Raw genomic sequence first — 18,364 nt, 5'->3', positions numbered from 1 at the left:
AGAGCGTAAGACTCTTTTTATGCCGAAAATTTACTTAGGCACTGCGGGTATTCCTTTATCTGCTAAGGGCAAAAGTACTGTTGAAGGAGTAAAAAAAGTTAAAGAGTTAGGTCTCAACGCTATGGAAGTGGAGTTTGTACAAGGAGTGAAGATGAGCGTTGATAAGGCTAGAGAAGTAGGAGAAGTGGCTAAAAGTATAGGCGTGAGATTATCAGTCCATGCTCCATACTATATAAATTTATGCTCAGAAGAGAAAGAAAAAATAGAAGCATCTAAAAATAGAATAATAGAAACTGCAACTAGAGCAGAGGCAATGGGTGCAGATGCTATAGCAATACATATAGCATTTTATGGTAAAAAATCTAGGAGAGATGAATGTTTAGATGAAGTTAAATCTGGTTTAGGAGATGTGTTAGACAAGTCTAAGGAATTGGGAGTAACTAGTGTAAAATTCGGAATAGAAACAATGGCTAAGGAAACAGCAATAGGCACTTTAGATGAAGTTATTTCGATATCAAAAGAACTTGATAAACTAGTAATTCCCTATATAGATTGGGCTCACACTTTTGCCAGACAAGGGGGTCAAATAGATTACGGGGAAATTTTAGACAGACTAATTAAGGAACTTGGCTTAGCACATATTAATTCCCATTTTGAAGGCTTAGAAATAAGGAATGGCAAATACGTCGATGTTCATAGGTCTATAATTTATAATACTCCACCTTTTGAGCCATTAGCAAGAGAAATAATGAAAAGAGATATTTCAATAACATTAGTCTGTGAAAGTCCTGAGCTCGAGAATGATGCATTAAAGATGAAAAAAGTTTTAGAAGAATTAGGTTATAAGTTTGGTGAGTAAGAATTGTTTTTGGTAGCTTCAGATTACGATAGAACTCTTGCTAATGAAAAGAACGGCTTTATAATTTCAGACGACGTAAAGAGCAAAGTTAATGAGTTTTCTAAGAAATATCCATTTGTAGTTGTTACAGGAAGAGAAAAGAGGTTCATTAATGTATTAGCTAACGGATTAACTCCTACTGCTTGGGTTTTAGAAAATGGTCCCCTTTTACTTATAGGGGAGAAGGAAGTATATTTAGTAGATAAGGAATGGTTTGAGATAAGGGAAAAAATAATTGAAAAATTAGAAAAATTAGGCTTAAGATATTCTGTTGGGAAAATCATCATTTATCTTGATAATGCAGTAAATTTTGGTAACAAATTAAAATTTGATTGTGCTAGAGTAGAATGGAACAGAAATGATGCAATGATTATGCCTAAAAATATGGATAAAGGTAAAGGCTTGTTAGAGCTTATAAAAATTCTAAAGTTTAACGGTAAAATTATAGCCGTAGGTGATAGTCAAAACGATATTCCTTTATTTAATGTTGCCGATTTTAAAGTTGCAGTAGCAAATGCATTAGATGAAATTAAAAAGATTGCAGATTTAGTCTTAGATGAAGAAAACGGTAAAGGAGTTATTTCTTTACTAGAAATGGTCGAGTCAAATTATTTTCTTAAAAAGATAAATATCGACTAAAAAATTATGAATATTGTTTTTATGCCAAGGATAATAGTATCCTATTTCGAAATTAGTAGTCAATAGTTCGTAAGAAAAACCTTTTTTGCTTGCAAGGTTTCTAATTATCTTCTCTGATCTTTCATTGGTCTTATGAACTGAGTACACTACATTCTTAGATAGGTCGAGAGCTGAATTTAAAAAGATTAAATCATATCCTTTTCTTTTAACTCCAAAGGGAGGATTCTCAAGAATTGTGTCAAATTTTGTTTGAGAATAAAAGTGTTCAACATCTATATTAACAAAATCAGCATCTATTCCTAATTCCTTAAACGTTTTTCTAGCTAACATAAGGCTTTCATTATCGATTTCGATACAAATACAATAACCACCTAAAAAGCTCGCAGCAGCACAAAATCTCCCTGTACCGCAACCTAAATCTGCTACTTTTTTACCCTTAATCTCACCTCTAAGAAATGCTAACCATACAATGTCTGCGACAAGTTCTGGCGGAGTTAAATATTGTTCTAGAAAAATTTTAGGATTAGGATGCGGAGGAATTTTACTTACTAGTACTTCAACTTCTCTTTTATCAATTCTGCGGCCTGCAATAGACTATTCACCCTATTTTCCTTAATCTCTGGATAATAATTAAACCTGTCCAATAGTATAGCGTCAAGAAAAGCCCTTCTAGCACCTACTATATCTATTTCATAGACATCTCCTATATGAATTCCCTCTCCACCTGCCATTCTTTTTGCATAGTAAAAGATTTTAGGGTGCGGTTTCATTACCCCTAAATCGCAGGAGGCAACTATTCCATCAAGATATTTTGTTAAATTAAGCTCCCTGATTATTTTATGAATACTTGATGTAGCATTGCTTACTAGGATGATTTTTAATCCTACTTCCTTAATTTCCTCTAAAAACGGTATTGCATCATCAAAGAGTTCGTAGTTATTGGAGAGATAAGTTTTACGTTCTAAATCTTTAATAGTCTTTTCATCAGCTACTAATCCTAGCCTGTAGAACAAGTCTTTGAAATCAATGCTTGATAAACCTCCTATTTCTGGATGAGGAAAGTGATGAGTGCCTAGCTGTTGCATTAATGCTCTAAAAACTTCCCTATCACTTACATCAAATCCTTTCTCCTTGATTGCATTAGCTACTGCCTCATAATATCTCGGCGTAAATTTTACTAGAGTTTCTCCCATATCAACAAAAACTGCTTTCATTCATTAATTTTTCCTTTTTTCCTTATTAAAAAGCTTGGAGGCTTTATTCTCTCCGATTTGCAAATGGGGCATTTACTGGGTTTTTTAGGAACTTCCAATTTAAAGACATATCCGCAGTCTTCGCATTCTGGAGGAAACATTACTATAACATAATCTTTTCTCTTTGATGATTTAGCTAGGTGGTAAATATGAGAATAAACTTCTTTCTCCTTTTTTATTCCTAAAATTTTCATAATTTGCTTTGCAGTTAGAGGTTCGTCGGAATACATTAAGATGTAAAAAATCTTCTCTCTAGTAGTTAAAAAATCGTACTCCATGTAATTTATTTTCCTAGCTCTTACTTATAAGCAATTCTGAGTACATTTCATCAACCTTCTTAACTATATCCTCATTTTTAGCTCCATTATTCATTGCAAGTATTGAGGCTCCTCCTGCCCCTACACCTTCTTTTACATATCCTTTCTCATAAACTCTTATTCCGGGATGTTTAGAAATAGAGAAATCTAAATCTGCATAAATTAAATTTATACCAACTTGTTTAGCTAATGCAACTATATCTGAGCATTTATCATTGACTATCCATTTAGTGGTCCCTATTGCTACATCTTTTAATTTCTCTTTATTGAATTCCTTTATTATACCTGCAGCCGCAGTCATTTGAGTACCTCCGGCCAGTAAAATCTTACCTTTAAATCCTAGAGAAATTCCTGCAACAGAAATCAGCATAGGATCTGCTAGTTTTGCAATCTTTCTTAGTGAATCCTTAGGAAGATCTCTTAATGCATCTAAAACAATCTTCTTCTTTAACTCTTTGGGATTACTAGGCGACGCTGAACTTACTTTATCTATTGCATCATATCCTAGGCCTTGTAATACTGCCATTGCAGTAGTAGTTCCGGCAGGAATAGATTCTCCTATAACTAAGAGATCAAATGAATTGGAAAATTCTTCTCCTAAAATTGTTGAATTCTCAAGTATTCTTTCGGCAGTTTCTAAATCTAATGAGTACTTTCTGATATCTCCTCCTGGCTTTCCTCCAATATCTATGTAAGGAATTTTTGGTAAGATCTTACTTCCTGCATTTACAACTAGCTTAGAGACTTTAGTGAACGATAGAGAAGCTCTGCTTACCAGGGCTGGAGTAGGAATTCCATCTGGAGTTATAGGAACAGTGTTTATTACCTTGCATTTTCCCAATAGTAGAAATTCAGAATCTGCCGCAGGCGTAAAATGAGTTAATTCCGGCGAAGCTCCTGCAACTGTTATGCCTGGAATTAAGCTTACGTCCGTTGTAGCTATAACAAGGATGAAAGAGTAATTCTTTGCAGTCTTAAGGTTTTCAGCAAAGCTTCCTAATACTTCTTTTATCATGATAACTCTATATATCTTGATAGATAAAATTCTTACGTGTTTTGGGAAGCTTATAGAAAAGTAGAAAAAGGAACTAAAGTGACATTAGATGAGTTCAAATCAAACAGTGAATTAAAATCAGAAGTAAAAGAAGGGATTATTGAGTTATACAATGAAGTGCTAGGTGAGGCAAGGAAGCTTATTAATAAGAGCGATGATGAAGAATTATTTTTGGAATTATTTAAAAATAATATTATAGATTCCTATCTATTACAAGAATTAATTGACATAGCGAATATAATCAAAAATCTATCTAAAGTAGACGAAGAAGTATTGTACAGCTTACTTGTAAGGATCATGGAAGACCTAGAAGAGTTGTTTTATTCGGTAAAAAAGTTTTTAAATTAGTTTTCACAATCGAACATGTGTTCGGATTATGGTAGATTATACTGAGCTAATCAAGAGAATAAAGGAGTTAAAGAAACAGAAGAATGCAATTATTTTAGGACACAACTATATGGACTATGGTGTACAATTAGTTTCAGATTTTACAGGAGATTCTTACGATCTTGCGGTAAAAGCAATGAGAACTAATGCGGACATTATAGTATTCGCTGGAGTATACTTTATGGCAGAACAAGCCGCTGCCCTGAATCAAGGTAAATTAGTCTTATCGCCAGATCCTAAGGCTGGATGTACACTTTCTGATGCATTAGACGTGGAAACATTAAAGAAATTTAAGGAAGAGTATCCAAATGCACCCGTAGTATTATATATAAATACTAGCATATATGCTAAAGCCTTAGCTGATTATATAGTTACCTCCTCCACTGCAGTAAAAATTGTAAAAGCTCTTGACTCTGAAGTTGTACTATTTGGTCCGGACGCAAATTTAGCAAATTATGTTGAGAAAAAGACTGGAAAGAAGATAGTTAAAGTTCCACCTAATGGTAGATGTTTAGTTCATGCTTCTTATGTTAAGCAATTTGTAGAAATGGCAAGAAAAAGATATCCTAACGCTGTATTAATGGCTCATCCTGAGTCCCCATTAGAAATTTTACAAGCTGCAGATTTTGTAGGATCTACTAATCAAATGATAAATTTTGCTAAGGAAAGCAAATATAAGGAATTTGTAGTAGCTACTGAGATAGGAATGTTAAATGCATTAAAACTTCAAGTTCCAGATAAGACGTTCTATCCATTAATAAGTACTGAAGCTTGTGCTTGTGCAAGATGTCCATATATGGCAATGATAACATTAGAGAAGATAAAGAACTCCCTAGAGAATGAGGTAACAAAAGTGGTAGTGCCTAAAGATATTGCAGAAAAAGCAAAAGATGCCTTTGAAAGGACTATGAAGCTTCTTGAGAAATTGAGTTAATTGTTTTTTCAATTTCTTCTTCTGTATTGTAAAAGTGAGTTGATATTCTAATTCCTTCTCCCCTAGGAGAAACTATTATATTTTTATGGGCTAAGCGAGCAGAAATTTCCTTAGGGTTATTAACTTTTATTACAACTATTCCTGCTCTTTTTTCCTTAGGAGTTATTATATGAAATTTTTTGTCTTCTGCTAGATCTATCGCGTAAGCTGAGAGTTCTAAAACTCTCTTTTCTATTTCATTCTCGTACTTACTAATAATTTCTGCAGATTTAGATAAACCAAGGTCTGCTGCAATATCTATTGTTCCTATTTCAATTCTTCTTGGTCCTTTTTCTAGTTCAAATTTATTAGGATCAAATTCTAAGTAATTTTTTGCAGATTTCCATCCATAAAATGGAGGATCTTCCAGAAGACCTTTTCTTATGTACATAAATCCAGATCCTTGAGGTGACATTAACCATTTATACCCTCCAGCTACAGCAAAGTCCACGTCAAAGTCCTTGACGTTTATTTTTACTGCCCCAGCGCTTTGTATTATATCCAATAAAACTAATGCGCCAACTTTCTTAGCTTTTCCCACAATTTTTTGGATATCTATTCTTACTCCCGTATTAAAACTAACGTGACTTATTGATATTAATTTAGTGTTTTCGTCAATGTTTTCTAGTATTTTATCTTCGATGTCATAAGGAGAGGATTTCACTATTCTCTTTTCCACGTTCTTTAGTTTAAGGAAAGGATAAACTGTTGCAGGAAACTCTAGGCTGTCAGTTACTACGTTAGATTTCTCATCGTATTCAAGCCCGTGTGCTACTTCATTAACTCCAAAACTTGTATTAGGTATAAGTGAAATTTCTAAAGGATCTGCTTTTATTAAATTTGATATATTTTTTCTTATTTGAAAGAATTCATCTTTTTCTTCTTCATTATCCGCAATAGTTCCAGTTCTGCTTACTTCATAGAGATATCTAAATGATTCATATAGTACAGGTAATGGTGTAGGAGAAAGTGCTGCATGATTAAGATAAATATAATTTTTAGTAATTGGAACTAACTCTCTAAAATCTTCCCAAAACATAACATGAATCTACACCAAAATTATAAAAATCTTTCATTATTACTTTAGGATTATTTTGGGAAATTCCCACTTTTTGCTTTTAAAAATTTCGTAAGGTATAGTATATCCTTCTGCATAAGAAGGAGCTTTAGGAACTATAAAAATTTCTTTTGAATTATCTTTTATTTTTTGTAAAATTTCGTCTAAATTTTTATAATTTGTATGAATTTCCATTAAATAACCGTTACTTATTTTTGCCGTCCATAAAGTGTTTGGATGAACAATTTCCTTATCGGTTATAATATCTAATATTATGTCATTATTACCTAAAGTATACATGAATCCTTGAATTACATGCTTGACATGAATATAGTGAGGTGATAGATAATAAGGAATACTTGGATTAACTTGCAATTTAACTACAAGATTTATATCTTCCTCATCCGGTCTTATCTCTTTTCCTTTCTTGTTTAGCTGTATAAGTTTATCACAAATCCAAGTATTCTTATTAAAATCAAAGCATGATATATCTCTATAATATCTTTTTGTCACAGTAATTTCAAATATTTCGCATTCTACTATATTTTCATCTCTTAATTTTTTTACAGCATCCTTGATGCTATTTAGTGTATTTTGATTTGAGTAAACAACTAGCATGAACTTGTTTTCTTCTAAATCTGCTCTAAACAAATTTTCTATAGGAAAGAATAATTTTTTAGATGTAGAAAGCTTTAATTTAGAATTTTTACATATAAGTAATATTTTTTGTAATTTAAGATTTTCTCCCATTATACCTGCAAATATTGCTAAATTATACTTTTGTTTCAAAACTTCTATAGATTTAGTTACATCAACAATTGGCATTCTGGTAATTCTAGCTATTGCATGAGTATTTCCACCGACCTTAGTAATAGCCTTTATAGTGTCAGCAAGTTGCATAAAGTTATTTAAAATATCTTAAATTAAACTTTTCTAGAATATATAAGCAATCTTAAATTGAATTTGTATACAATCTATTTGTTAGTTTTTACTATTTTTCCGCCACAATAGGGACACTCTTTTAAATATTTATTAAATTTTCTTTTACATTCCTGACATATATAAATAAATTCCTTTTTACTACTTGCATATTTATTTAATTTTACTGATTTAAACGGAATATTAAGTCTTAAGAGGATATTTTGTAATGATAAATCATCAGTAAAAACTAATGAAGGTAATAGATCTAAGGAAAGGGCGATTATCGAAATATCAGTTTTTGAGAGAGTTTGTTCATTAATCTCCATCATTATTTTCAATACTTTATTTACTGAAGTTTTAGAAGGTTCCATTACTATAACTTTTCCCGAGCTACTAGCTAAGTTAAGAGAACTTCTTGAGGCAAAATCTTTTACTTCGTTTATTACGTATGGTGTTGTGTAAACTCTATCAAGTAAATTTTCTAATCCTGCTAGAAAGCCTGCAGTATCAAGAATTACATTTCTATTTCTTTCCATTTAATATCATCCTCAATGGATCTATATCAAAAAATCTGTATATTACCGCTTTTTTTGCACTTAATCTGATGCTTATTTCGCTTCCCTCTCTTATAGTTTTTAAGAGATCTCCATCACTGGTAACTCTTATTTTTTGTGGATATCCTTTACTTTCTACTTTAACTTTTATTTCAGTTGGCGGTAATACTACAGATTTTAAGGGAGAAAGAACTGGATTCATGAAAGCTATTTCCATTGCATTTATGCTGTAAAGAATATTTCCAGTAGCTGAAAGACTCCATCCTGTAGTTCCTTGAGGTGTTGAAATGAGAGCACCGTCTCCTTCAATTTGAATTTCAGAATTTAGAAATGACAATGTTAATAAAATAGTCTCAGGCTGGTCTGCTAAAATTCCCGTTTCATTAAATGATAAGGAAGAGAATCCACACGTATTTGTCTCTAAAAGGGGATACTCTTGAATTCTGTAATCTTTTTCCTTAAGTCTTTTAAAGACCTCATCTATAGAGTCTGGAGTTACGTCCATTAGAAATCCTCTTCTTCCAGCTTTAATTGCTATTACTGGTTTGTTTAGCTTTACTGCCTTTAACAGTGTTCCGTCTCCGCCTATTGCTACTATAATATCTGGATTTTGCTCATCTATTACGAATCCTTGAATCTTGGCATTGTCTATAACTTTATGTACTATTTCTAAGATTTGATCTGAAGGCTTGCTAATTATCTTAATTCTCATTCAGTGATATTTATGAAGCATAGATTATAATAGTCTTCTTTTATTGCTAATACCACAATGAAAGGTTATTCAATATTTTTTGCCAGAGTAATATATGCGATAAGTTGGTTCTACTTAGCACCGGCAATACCTTATATAGTCACTAATTTTAAGGTTCCGATAGATTTAGCAGGATTAATACCATTTTCCTTCTTTTTAGGTTCAGGTAGTATGCAAATACCTTCTGCGTTTATTTCCTCTAAATTAGGTTCCAGAAATACTTTGGTTTTAGGGCTATTCATAATGTCCTTATCTATATTTCTTATTGGTATTTCAAGAGATTTCATGCAAATTCTAATGTTCTATTTTACTGCAGGTGTTGGTGCATCTATGTTCTTTTCAACTGGTGCTGCAATTTTATCGTACTTAAACGAGAAGAAAATAACTACAGCGTTAGGAGTCTATAATTCTATGTTTGCTTTAGGAGGAATATTAGGATTAAACTGGATAATTTTAGACGAAAAATTAGATTTTTTCTTATCTTCAATTATACTGTCTACTCTTACAGTCCTTGCAGCAATTATCAATCTCAATAAACCTAACTTGAAAATGAATTGGAAGATGATTAAAGATAGGAATTCATTTATAATAGGTATAGCATCTGCAGGAGTATGGGGAATATATTATGTAGTGGGAGAATTATTTCCTTCTTTTGCAAAATTCTATCTAAATATACAAGTTTTACAAAGCAGTGAATTTACTTCAATTCTGCTTTTATCATCGATGTTAGGTGGTTTGCTAGGTTTTTTAGGAGATAAAATAGACAAAACGAAACTATTGATTATATCGTCAGTATTAGGAAGCACGCCCGCTTTGCTTCTTTATACAAAGTATTATATCCTAGGAATAGTAGTAATAGGCGTCTTTAATGAATTATCCATATCGCTTGTATACGCAATAGCTTCTATCGGCAAGGGAATAAATTCTGGAATTTCGCTAGCAGAAGTAAATTCACTAAATATATTAATTGGAAGCTTATTTGAGCCAATTGGAAGTTTTGTTGGAAGTATGATATGGATAATAACAACTATATTATCTCTTGTCCCATTGATTTTACTAAAGAAACTTAAGGTGAACGTCTAATAGACACTATAATAGGGAAGAATCTACTTTCATTTATTATTTCAAGAGTACCTGTAGCATTTAATAATCTAATTTTGAAAATTTTCTCTCTAGGTCCTCCGTTTATCCTAATAGTTGCCCAGCTTGTTCCTCCATTTATTATTATTGTGCACTTTCCATTGATATTAACTTTTACCGAAGAAAGAGGAGTTATTTTATACTTTTCATCAATATAATCGTCACCTACGTATTTTAACCCTTCAATAATTATCTTTCTAAAATATTTGCCCCATAAGCCCCATAATATAAAGTAGGGGATTACCAATATCATGAATAAGCATAACTGCATTAAATCTTCACATATTGTTCTTAATTTTATAATTAACTATCCTTCAAGGATATAGACTATTTTGAATGGATAATTAGTAAGGTTTAAATAGTATAAGTTTTCTAAAATCTATGAAAACATATGTCAGAATACGATATGATAATAGTAGGTGGCGGTCCAGTAGGTTTATTTGGTGCGTTCTATGCCACTTTAAGAGATATGAAAACAATGGTAATAGATTCTCAAGACGAGTTAGGAGGTCAATTAGTTTCATTGTACCCAGAAAAGATGGTTTATGATGTTGGTGGTTATCCAGGCATATTAGGATATGATCTAGCACAGAGATTAGTGGAACAAGCTAAGATGTTCTCTCCTGATATTAGGCTTAAGGAATGGGTAGATATGATACAAAAAACTGATGATAATATGTGGATAGTAAGGACAGATAAAGGTAATCAATTTAAAACAAAAACAGTATTAATAGCAATGGGTATAGGAAAAATAATGCCTTCAAGGTTAGGTGCTAAGGGAGAGGTAGAGTATGAGAATAAAGGACTTTATTACACTGTAAGGAGGAAGAAAGATTTTGAAGGTAAGAGAGTTCTAATAGTTGGAGGAGGAGATGCTGCAGTAGATTGGGCTTTAACTTTAGCTCCAGTAGCAAAATCCGTTACATTAATCCACAGGAGGGATCAGTTTAGAGCTCACGAAAGAAGTGTAAGAGAGTTATTCCAAGTCGCTACAGTATATACATGGCATGAACTAAAAGAAGTTAAAGGGGACGGAAATAAGGTCACTCAAGCTATAATATTCGATAATAGGACCAAAGAAGAAAAGACACTCGACGTGGATTCAGTGATTATAAGTATAGGCTTTAAGGGAGATCTGGGCAATTTACCAAAATGGGGAGTAGCTATGAAAGGAAGGGATGTGCTTGTTAATCCAAGAATGGAAACTAACTTACCTGGAGTTTATGCCGCAGGAGATATTGTTAGCCAAGAAGGAGCTCCAAAATTAGCATTAATTGCTGTTGGATTTGGGCAAGTGGCAATAGCTACCAGTGTTGCAAAGAAGTATATTGATCCTAATGCATCACTGTTTGCAGGACACAGCTCAGAGATGGACAAATTTAAGAAGGTTTGAAGTATTTTTAGATTAAATTTTTATGAAAAGCAAAACTCCTAAATTAAGAGAATTAGTAGATGGAGTATCTAGTTATTACATAATTGGCAATATAGTAATTTTATCTCCAAAGAAAAGAGATATAGATAAAGAAAAATTAGTCAAAGCTATCATGCAAATTAATCCTAGAGTTAAGGCTGTTTATATTAAAAGAAAAGTTTCTGGAGAACTCAGGATTAGTGAATTAGAATTAATAGGAGGTGAAGATATATCAAAAACCATTTTTAAAGAAAATGGTCTGTCTTTTGTTGTAGATATTAAAAAGGTGTACGTTAATCCTTCATTAGGTGGCGAACATAATAAGGTAGAGGAAGAAGTTAAGGAGAGCGAGAAAATTTTGGATGCGTTTTGCGGCTATGGCGGTATTGCGATGCACGCGAGCACCGTTTCCAAGTATGTTATAGCAGGTGATCTAAACATAGAAGGATTAGAGATGCTTAGAGAAAGCTTATCACTTAATAGGAAGAAAATTCACCTAATAGATATTGTTCAATATGATGCACATAATTTACCCTTTAGAGAAAAATCTTTTGATAAAGTTTATGCAGATAATCCTACAATGGTATTGGAATTTCTAAATGAATTGTGTAGAGTAACTAGGGAGGAATTAATTATTTATATACTATCTACAAAGGGAGGAATATCTAAAATACCTGCATATAAATGGTTAAGAGTTAATGATTATTCTAAGGATCTCTTCATTTTTAAGGGGTACATCAGATGCAATAATAAAAACCTTAGCCTTACTTCCTTGTCTTAATTTGTTTACGATTTCCCTTTTAATATCTACAGCAGCTTTATCTGAATAAATCAATAAAGTAGAATCAGAAATAAAATTTGATTTTCTTATTATCATTTTTATTTTATTAGAAAAGGTCATTTGTGTATTTCCTCGTCCAGATATTATATCTACTGTATCATCAATCTTAATTACTACATAGCCATAACCGTTTTCTCTAAGGATCTCTTTTACTTCCTCTTTTAGATCTACGATAGCTTTAGTTGAATTTATTCCTAGTATGCAATCTCCTCTAAGAGTCAAGTAATCTTCTTTAGTAAATTCAAGAGTAGATCTATGCTTACCCAGGACGTTAGGATGACCATATATTTCTAGGGAATCAATGGCTATCATTTCTCATCAATATGAATGTGTATCCTCTAACTTCTACAAGTCTAGCGTTAACCGATTCTGCAACTTTCTTGGCGAGTTCTCTTCTGTCTTGTTCCTTGATCCCTATCTTTACTTTCACTACTTCGTGCTCCTTTAGTTGTCTTTTTATCTCATTTACCAAGCCTTCCGTTAACCCATTCTTACCTATCCTAATCGCTGGGTGTTCTGCTTTTACTTTCTTTACTTTTTCTGAGATCATATCTTCTTATCCACCCACAAATTAAGCAACTTCTAACTAAAATCTTTGACTTTATTCTTATCCTTTCTGTTCTGCCTGGAATTAAAGGAGTTAAGCACTTCCTACAGAATGTTCTTTTATATTCTATAGGTATTTTAAATCTACCTTTATTAGAATATTCTCTAGCAAGTAATACGTATTTCCTTGCTAACTCTAAATTGCCTTCTTCTGCAAGTTTTACAGCATCATCTATTAGCCTTAATGCCCTCTTCTTTAGAGCTTTTTTATTCACAACTCATATTTTTATTTTGTGAAACTTAACTTCATCCTTTTAGATTCTGCTCTAGAGCTGGTGCCTAAGGAAATCTTAAACGACCCTAGCGTTATTAAAAATGCAGAAAAGAGAGGAAAGAGACCTGAAGATACTATGCTAGACATCTCTTTGCATTATCATGCAATGAGAAAAATGAAAGATTGGCAAAAAAGAGGAAGGCCAGACATTGTGCATATGGCAATGGTTATGATTCTATCTGAAAAGGAAATTTTAGGAGATTTTTATATTCATACATACGACTCAAAGGTCATAAAAGTTGAGAGAGACATGAGTCCTCCTAAAAATTATAACAGATTTATAGGTCTAATGGAACAATTATTAAAAATTGGTAAAATACCACCTAATTCTTCTAAACCTTTAATGGAAATCCTAAATGTGAAGTTATCCGATATAGTTAAAAAATATAAGCCAATTCTTCTCTCTGAAGATGGAAATAAAGTAGATCCTAAAGATTTGTGTAACGATAATTTACTTTTAGGTATTGGAGCATTTCAGCATAGTGATTTTTCTGAAGAAGTGCAAGATCTTTTTACTGAACATTACTCAATAAGCAGGAGAACTTTAGAAACTCAACAAGTAATATGTAGAATATTATCTTCATGTAATTACTTATTAGGTTGGCCCTGATATTTGACTCTAGAAAATATTATTCCTCCGGGAGAGTGAGTTAATTCCAAGATTTCAAAGTAATAAGATTCTAGAATTTTTCTAAATACCTTAGATGTGCATAGTGTAGATTCACTACTAAACCCGCTTCCAGTTATTCTTATCTCAATTATCTCATCATTTGCTCTTTTTATTTTTATATCTTTTATTGGTAATATGGCCTTTATTGTATCATAAATCTGTAATAATTCATCAAACGTAGATGCTCTAGACCTCAAATAGGAGGATATCTGTTGTCCTGCTCCGTCACATATTTCTTCCAATGCTTTTTGATCTTTTTCATATGCTAATTTAACCAAGTTTTCTATAAACCAAGATGTAACAGGAATTATATCTAGATCTTTAGTTATTTTGTAAAATTCTACCAAATGAGATAAGGTTGTAGAATCCTCTCCATTTTTTAACAGCTCTAACATAGATTTTAGTGCTATATTGGTGAGAGAGAATATTGTATATCCTTTACTTTTAGCTTCTTTTTCTAGGTCTTTAACTATTTCAGCATCAGCTGCAATATTTACTCTAGCCACTTTGGTCACATAAATGTAAACATTTTACCACTTTATAAAACTTGTTCATATTGAGAAATCATTAAAAATTAAAAATAAAATTATTTATATACTATCAAATCGAATATGATAAACAATATTAATGCTACTACAAAACCTCCCAAGTACCAGTTATCATCTTTGAATAATGCCTTTATTAGATCAGAAAAGCTATTTATTTCAGTCTTCTTTTCTGCCATATATGATATGAAGTTATTTTACTTTAAAAAATTTACTTCAAGAAAAGTAACGAAGATTAATCTATATTTTTTCAAAAAAAGTTATACGAGCTAATCTTGACATATTTTAATAAGTTTTTAGTTGGAGGGTAAAAAATAACTATGCATATAAGGTTATATTATGTAATCTTTTAAGTTCAATAATATTTCTACGTTCTAAAATATCCTTATAGTGTAAACTTTTTAACAATAGGGGTAAATAATATATTGGGTATGAAAAGGTGATTATGTTTGATACCATTGGAAAAATTAAGGGAAGTCTCAAGGATATTTTTATTTACTGGCGTATTGCTCTTGCCAGTTTCAATCTTAGAAATATATTTTGGTGAGACTTACCGCTCCGCTATACTTATAGCGGATTCTTTTCACGGATTTATAGATGCGACTTCTGCAATATTGTTTTCTCTATTGCTTAACATAATATATCGGCGATCTAATAAATTCCCTTGGGGATTGTATAATTTAGAGAGCATATCAATACTATTCGTTACGATCTTTATAGTGATACTTTCCATGTATTATATTAATATAACAATCTATGATATTAATTATAAAGTTCCTACATGGTTATCTTTAATAATATATTCAAGTAGCGTGCTAACTTTAGCAGTATTAATTTTTGAGAGACGTTACTCTTGGATTTCTTTAGTAAGAACCGATCTTACTCACAGTAAATTGGACTTAATTATGGAAATAATAAGTGGATTCGCGATAATTATAAACGAATATTATCTCACATTAGCGATGGTTATTACTATAATAGGCTTCATTTTAGCAGATGCAATAAGACAATTTAAAGAGGCAATTTATTCATTAATAGGCGTAAATTATGACGCGCCCTTTAAGGAAAGGATAAAGATAATTTTAGAAAGTCTTAGTATTAATCTTAAGAATGTTTACGTTAGGAAATTAGGTTCATTTTATATGGTATATGTTGTGGTCTCGTTACCACCAGATTGCAAACTCTCAGACGTATATAGGATTAGGAAAACTGTAAAACGAGTAGTAAACTCGTTCGAGAACGTAGTTATGGTGGAGATAAAAGTAGTTCCAGAGAAAATTAAAAAGCGCTCATTAATATCTACTAATAATGCAACAAAAGTTAGCCGCGGCAATAAAGTTAATGAGACAGGTCGGCCCAAATATTCCGCTAATTTCAAGGATATTAAGAACGGAAGAGAACTCGTTAAGAAGGCAGTTACTAAAGATTAGGAACTTAAGCTTTACACCAGTATATAGTTCTTCAATTATAAAGATAAACTTTGACGGCATACCCGTAAGAAGAAGTATTAAATCTAACTTATCTCTTTCATTATCTTTAAAAGAAGGTTTAAAAATAAAGGAGTTTACAAATTATTCTGGAATTCCAGAATATTATGACGAAAAGTACAATACTTGGATAACTACATTGGATAGAAGAGCAGAAGGATTAAAAGTAGATATTAAATATTCAAGTGAAACCCAGCCTTTATTTTTCTCTTCGTTACGATCATTTTCATCGTTTAATGAAATCTTGAAAGGCATGTATAATAAGACATTAATAGAGAGTTTTATAATAGATTATGGTAATAAGGATGTTGTATTTGATATTCTTTATACCTCTAAAGAGGTCTTAGATCTTCTGGAATTACTTCCGTTCATCAGATTCTCTGTTATAACTGAACTAGATAGTGACGAGTTGTACATAACTGAACTGACTTTGCCCTTTAATTATTTAAATTATGTCTCAGAACTATTAAGTGATTTAAAATCGGAAATAGATATGATTTTTACATTAAACAAATTACCTTATATATCAAAAATTATTTAAATTATATCAATTTTCTTAACTTTAGGTAATATTCCTCTTTCTTCAGTAAGTTTATAGAAAGTATTCAGACCTTTTATAACTTCACTTTCTGGGACATTATATTCTTGAATATCTGCCCATATTGTTTTTTCTACAATTTCCTGGTCTAAATTTGCTCCTTGTGCTTCCCTCATTATTTCAACGTCTTTGGGTATAATTTCCTGTAAGTTTTTCTCAGCATATTTCTTACTCCTCTCGTAAACTTCCTTAAACCTTAATGCTATGTCTTTTCCTAATTCTTTCGAGACTACAACCATGCCCATTGGCATTGGAGCATTGTTTGAGATATTCTTCCACATGTCCCACATACTGCCTATTCTATAGTATTTTATGCCTAATTTTTGCATTGCATACATCATCTTAATTTCATGCACTGCAACTAATATATCGCCCTCAGTACCTAATCCTTTAATTTCATCTAGAACTCTTTTAATTATTACTAATTTGCCATATTTTCCTATAAGCAGTTTATATAGAGTAAATGCCGAAGTATTAGGTCCGTGAACTATTAGCCTAGACTTCTTTACTTCGTCAATGCTCATTTCTTTAGATGCTAAGACAGGCATTCCAGTTATTCCATCTACAGCTGAAGCTACAGCGTTGCTCATTATATAGTAATCATCTTGGATGTAAGGATACATAGCTGTAGAAGGTACAGATACATCTACTTCTTTCTTTAGCACTTTTTCATTGATATCTTGAACTGTAGGTATAACTTCAATCTCTAAGTTAAAGCCTTCAGGTTTTATTTTTCCTTCAATTAAAGGTATAAAAGGATATAAATCGCCTGAATCAGCTAATGCGCCAACTTTTATTGTTACCATGGATCTTAATATAACCTGAAAGTTAAAAATGTTAGTTTCAGTAGGTAGCAAAAACAGGACTAAAGTTGAGGCGGTAAAAGAGGCATTAAATATTATAGGATTGAAAGCAGATGTTGCTTCGGTAGAAGTAGATTCCGGTGTTTCGATTCAGCCTTACTGCAAGGAGACACTATTTGGAGCAAGAAATAGGTCAATAAGAGCATTGATTTCTACCAATGCAGATTTGGGCATAGGAATAGAAGGAGGAATATGTTTTGAGTTCAATAAAGTTCTAGCTTTCGCTGTTGTTTATGTTGTTGATAAAGAGGGTAACGAGAACTTTTCAAAATCGGCATCCTTTATCTTACCTCCAAATGTAGTAAAGTACTTAAATCAAGGCATAGAATTAGGTCATGCTGTAGATAAGGTGTATTCAAGATCTGGATCTAAGTATTCTGAAGGGGCGGTAGGAATTCTTACAAAATATATAGATAGGAAAAGGTTGTACGTAGACCCAGTAATTTTAGCATTATATCCGTTTTATAATAAAAATGTTTAACTTTGAGTAGCTAGTCTCTTAAATAATAACCCAATTTCTGGTAATTTTACGGTATCATGTTCATTAGGTCTTGGAGCTGTTGACAAATAAATTCCATAATCCTCGTGATCACACATGTTGTCAGACTTAGGTTCTCCGTATGGTGAGAATAGTATGAAATCGTCAACTTTCCTTAATAGTTTCCTAAGCCCATCATCAATCTCTTTATATATTTCACATTTTCCTTGAGGGTTTATTCTTACAAGTCTGTCTATAGCAGTAATATCAGCAATTACTGGTTGCTCTTCCAATGAAGAAAGAATTTCTTCTATTACCTTATCTATTTCGTCCTTAGCTGTCAAATTAGAATCATAAGGGAAACCTAATTCGCCATATGTCGGATTACTTATTGGTAAGTTTATCGCTACTGCGTTAGTCTCTTTAATTAACGTTGGTGTTTCATCAACTTTGTAAAACGAATTGCCAGTTATTTCCTTCATTTCGAGTATAGACATCCATGAAGAAGCTGGATGTTGAGGCTTTCTGTTTACTACGACTCCTCTAAATGCACTGCTAAACAAAGTAAGCAGAAATCTTGGATTGCACTTCATAAAACTGGTATAGCTTAGTCCGTCTACACCTATAAGCAAAGGCTTCATCAATTA

General features: G+C 32.1%; 26 protein-coding genes. 10 read left to right on the top strand and 16 right to left on the bottom strand.

Features of this window, described 5'->3' with window-relative positions:
- Positions 1 to 19 precede the first annotated feature (19 nt).
- Both HS5_RS06095 and HS5_RS06090 read left to right on the top strand, forming a co-directional pair.
- Positions 20 to 859 carry a TIM barrel protein gene (locus HS5_RS06095; RefSeq protein ID WP_236753277.1) on the top strand — a complete coding sequence of 280 codons (840 nt, stop codon included), beginning with the start codon at positions 20 to 22 and terminating at the stop codon, positions 857 to 859.
- A 3-nt stretch (positions 860 to 862) separates the two neighbouring features.
- Positions 863 to 1,537 carry a phosphoglycolate phosphatase gene (locus HS5_RS06090; RefSeq protein WP_236753276.1) on the top strand — a complete coding sequence of 225 codons (675 nt, stop codon included), beginning with the start codon at positions 863 to 865 and terminating at the stop codon, positions 1,535 to 1,537.
- Here the strand turns inward: HS5_RS06090 and HS5_RS06085 are convergent.
- The 4 genes from HS5_RS06085 to cobT form a co-directional block, all read right to left on the bottom strand.
- Positions 1,502 to 1,978: a methyltransferase gene (locus HS5_RS06085; RefSeq protein WP_236753474.1), complete on the bottom strand. Its 477-nt coding sequence runs from the start codon at positions 1,976 to 1,978 to the stop codon at positions 1,502 to 1,504. The genes HS5_RS06090 and HS5_RS06085 overlap by 36 nt on opposite strands.
- A gap of 107 nt (positions 1,979 to 2,085) precedes the next feature.
- Positions 2,086 to 2,751 carry an HAD family hydrolase gene (locus tag HS5_RS06080; RefSeq protein ID WP_236753275.1) on the bottom strand — a complete coding sequence of 222 codons (666 nt, stop codon included), beginning with the start codon at positions 2,749 to 2,751 and terminating at the stop codon, positions 2,086 to 2,088.
- A complete protein-coding gene (locus HS5_RS06075) occupies positions 2,748 to 3,068 on the bottom strand; it encodes a transcriptional regulator (protein ID WP_236753274.1) in 321 nt (106 codons plus the stop codon). Before HS5_RS06075 ends, HS5_RS06080 begins: the two co-directional genes overlap by 4 nt.
- Positions 3,069 to 3,081: 13 nt before the next feature.
- Positions 3,082 to 4,122, bottom strand: coding sequence for a nicotinate mononucleotide-dependent phosphoribosyltransferase CobT (gene cobT / locus HS5_RS06070; RefSeq protein ID WP_236753273.1), 1,041 nt, complete (start codon positions 4,120 to 4,122; stop codon positions 3,082 to 3,084).
- Positions 4,123 to 4,158: 36 nt separating this feature from the next.
- On the opposite strand from cobT, the gene HS5_RS06065 reads away from it, so the two are divergent.
- Entirely contained in the window at positions 4,159 to 4,509 is a 351-nt protein-coding gene (locus tag HS5_RS06065) for a hypothetical protein (protein ID WP_236753272.1), read from the top strand.
- A gap of 28 nt (positions 4,510 to 4,537) precedes the next feature.
- Positions 4,538 to 5,482, top strand: coding sequence for a quinolinate synthase NadA (gene nadA, locus HS5_RS06060; protein WP_236753271.1), 945 nt, complete (start codon positions 4,538 to 4,540; stop codon positions 5,480 to 5,482).
- On the opposite strand, the gene HS5_RS06055 is transcribed toward nadA, so the two are convergent.
- From HS5_RS06055 to HS5_RS06040, 4 genes are all read right to left on the bottom strand, one after another.
- The gene (locus tag HS5_RS06055) at positions 5,454 to 6,560 is read right to left on the bottom strand and encodes an aminotransferase class V-fold PLP-dependent enzyme (protein ID WP_236753270.1); all 1,107 of its coding nucleotides are present in this window, start codon (positions 6,558 to 6,560) and stop codon (positions 5,454 to 5,456) included. The genes nadA and HS5_RS06055 overlap by 29 nt on opposite strands.
- A 39-nt stretch (positions 6,561 to 6,599) precedes the next feature.
- On the bottom strand, positions 6,600 to 7,478 hold the full coding sequence (locus HS5_RS06050; protein WP_236753269.1) for a hypothetical protein: 879 nt from the start codon (positions 7,476 to 7,478) through the stop codon (positions 6,600 to 6,602).
- 74 nt (positions 7,479 to 7,552) lie between these two features.
- On the bottom strand, positions 7,553 to 8,035 hold the full coding sequence (locus tag HS5_RS06045) for an NOB1 family endonuclease (protein WP_236753268.1): 483 nt from the start codon (positions 8,033 to 8,035) through the stop codon (positions 7,553 to 7,555).
- The gene (locus HS5_RS06040) at positions 8,022 to 8,765 is read right to left on the bottom strand and encodes an NAD(+)/NADH kinase (RefSeq protein WP_236753267.1); all 744 of its coding nucleotides are present in this window, start codon (positions 8,763 to 8,765) and stop codon (positions 8,022 to 8,024) included. The genes HS5_RS06045 and HS5_RS06040 overlap by 14 nt, the downstream gene beginning before the upstream one ends.
- Positions 8,766 to 8,822: 57 nt before the next feature.
- Here HS5_RS06040 and HS5_RS06035 point away from each other — a divergent pair, with 57 nt between their 5' ends.
- Complete coding sequence (locus HS5_RS06035; protein WP_236753266.1) at positions 8,823 to 9,887, top strand: MFS transporter; 1,065 nt, start codon at positions 8,823 to 8,825, stop codon at positions 9,885 to 9,887.
- Here HS5_RS06035 and HS5_RS06030 read toward each other — a convergent pair.
- Complete coding sequence (locus HS5_RS06030) at positions 9,871 to 10,197, bottom strand: hypothetical protein (protein WP_236753265.1); 327 nt, start codon at positions 10,195 to 10,197, stop codon at positions 9,871 to 9,873. The two genes, HS5_RS06035 and HS5_RS06030, sit on opposite strands and share 17 nt — an antisense overlap.
- 138 nt (positions 10,198 to 10,335) lie before the next feature.
- Between HS5_RS06030 and HS5_RS06025 the strand changes: the two genes are divergently transcribed.
- A complete protein-coding gene (locus tag HS5_RS06025) occupies positions 10,336 to 11,337 on the top strand; it encodes an NAD(P)/FAD-dependent oxidoreductase (protein WP_236753264.1) in 1,002 nt (333 codons plus the stop codon).
- Between the two features lie 22 nt (positions 11,338 to 11,359).
- Positions 11,360 to 12,136 (top strand): methyltransferase domain-containing protein, encoded by a 777-nt coding sequence (locus HS5_RS06020; protein ID WP_236753263.1) that lies wholly within the window; start codon positions 11,360 to 11,362, stop codon positions 12,134 to 12,136.
- Here HS5_RS06020 and HS5_RS06015 read toward each other — a convergent pair.
- The 3 genes from HS5_RS06015 to HS5_RS06005 are packed head-to-tail and all read right to left on the bottom strand — an operon-like array spanning position 12,044 to position 13,017.
- Complete coding sequence (locus HS5_RS06015) at positions 12,044 to 12,508, bottom strand: DUF371 domain-containing protein (protein WP_236753262.1); 465 nt, start codon at positions 12,506 to 12,508, stop codon at positions 12,044 to 12,046. The two genes, HS5_RS06020 and HS5_RS06015, sit on opposite strands and share 93 nt — an antisense overlap.
- Positions 12,495 to 12,746, bottom strand: coding sequence for a YhbY family RNA-binding protein (locus tag HS5_RS06010; protein ID WP_236753261.1), 252 nt, complete (start codon positions 12,744 to 12,746; stop codon positions 12,495 to 12,497). The genes HS5_RS06015 and HS5_RS06010 overlap by 14 nt, the downstream gene beginning before the upstream one ends.
- Positions 12,697 to 13,017, bottom strand: a complete 321-nt coding sequence (locus HS5_RS06005; protein WP_236753260.1) for a ribonuclease P protein component 4 — start codon at positions 13,015 to 13,017, stop codon at positions 12,697 to 12,699. Before HS5_RS06005 ends, HS5_RS06010 begins: the two co-directional genes overlap by 50 nt.
- A gap of 18 nt (positions 13,018 to 13,035) precedes the next feature.
- On the opposite strand from HS5_RS06005, the gene HS5_RS06000 reads away from it, so the two are divergent.
- Positions 13,036 to 13,686: a 16S rRNA methyltransferase gene (locus HS5_RS06000; RefSeq protein ID WP_236753259.1), complete on the top strand. Its 651-nt coding sequence runs from the start codon at positions 13,036 to 13,038 to the stop codon at positions 13,684 to 13,686.
- Here the strand turns inward: HS5_RS06000 and HS5_RS05995 are convergent.
- Together HS5_RS05995 and HS5_RS05990 are read right to left on the bottom strand one after the other, a co-directional pair.
- Positions 13,665 to 14,252: a hypothetical protein gene (locus HS5_RS05995; RefSeq protein ID WP_236753473.1), complete on the bottom strand. Its 588-nt coding sequence runs from the start codon at positions 14,250 to 14,252 to the stop codon at positions 13,665 to 13,667. The genes HS5_RS06000 and HS5_RS05995 overlap by 22 nt on opposite strands.
- 80 nt (positions 14,253 to 14,332) lie before the next feature.
- A complete protein-coding gene (locus HS5_RS05990) occupies positions 14,333 to 14,470 on the bottom strand; it encodes a hypothetical protein (protein ID WP_236753258.1) in 138 nt (45 codons plus the stop codon).
- A 270-nt stretch (positions 14,471 to 14,740) separates the two neighbouring features.
- On the opposite strand from HS5_RS05990, the gene HS5_RS05985 reads away from it, so the two are divergent.
- Positions 14,741 to 15,721, top strand: coding sequence for a cation transporter (locus HS5_RS05985; RefSeq protein WP_236753257.1), 981 nt, complete (start codon positions 14,741 to 14,743; stop codon positions 15,719 to 15,721).
- Between the two features lie 594 nt (positions 15,722 to 16,315).
- On the opposite strand, the gene HS5_RS05980 is transcribed toward HS5_RS05985, so the two are convergent.
- Positions 16,316 to 17,182 carry an MqnA/MqnD/SBP family protein gene (locus tag HS5_RS05980; RefSeq protein ID WP_236753256.1) on the bottom strand — a complete coding sequence of 289 codons (867 nt, stop codon included), beginning with the start codon at positions 17,180 to 17,182 and terminating at the stop codon, positions 16,316 to 16,318.
- A gap of 28 nt (positions 17,183 to 17,210) precedes the next feature.
- Here HS5_RS05980 and HS5_RS05975 point away from each other — a divergent pair, with 28 nt between their 5' ends.
- Complete coding sequence (locus tag HS5_RS05975) at positions 17,211 to 17,720, top strand: inosine/xanthosine triphosphatase (RefSeq protein ID WP_236753255.1); 510 nt, start codon at positions 17,211 to 17,213, stop codon at positions 17,718 to 17,720.
- Here the strand turns inward: HS5_RS05975 and HS5_RS05970 are convergent.
- Positions 17,717 to 18,358 (bottom strand): hypothetical protein, encoded by a 642-nt coding sequence (locus HS5_RS05970; protein WP_236753254.1) that lies wholly within the window; start codon positions 18,356 to 18,358, stop codon positions 17,717 to 17,719. The genes HS5_RS05975 and HS5_RS05970 overlap by 4 nt on opposite strands.
- Between the last annotated feature and the right edge of the window lie 6 nt (positions 18,359 to 18,364).

Source organism: Acidianus sp. HS-5 (genome assembly GCF_021655615.1).
In the GTDB taxonomy this organism is placed as follows: domain Archaea; phylum Thermoproteota; class Thermoprotei_A; order Sulfolobales; family Sulfolobaceae; genus Acidianus.
The sequence above is the reverse complement of the archived record's forward strand: the minus strand, read 5'-3'. Positions and strand labels throughout refer to the sequence as shown.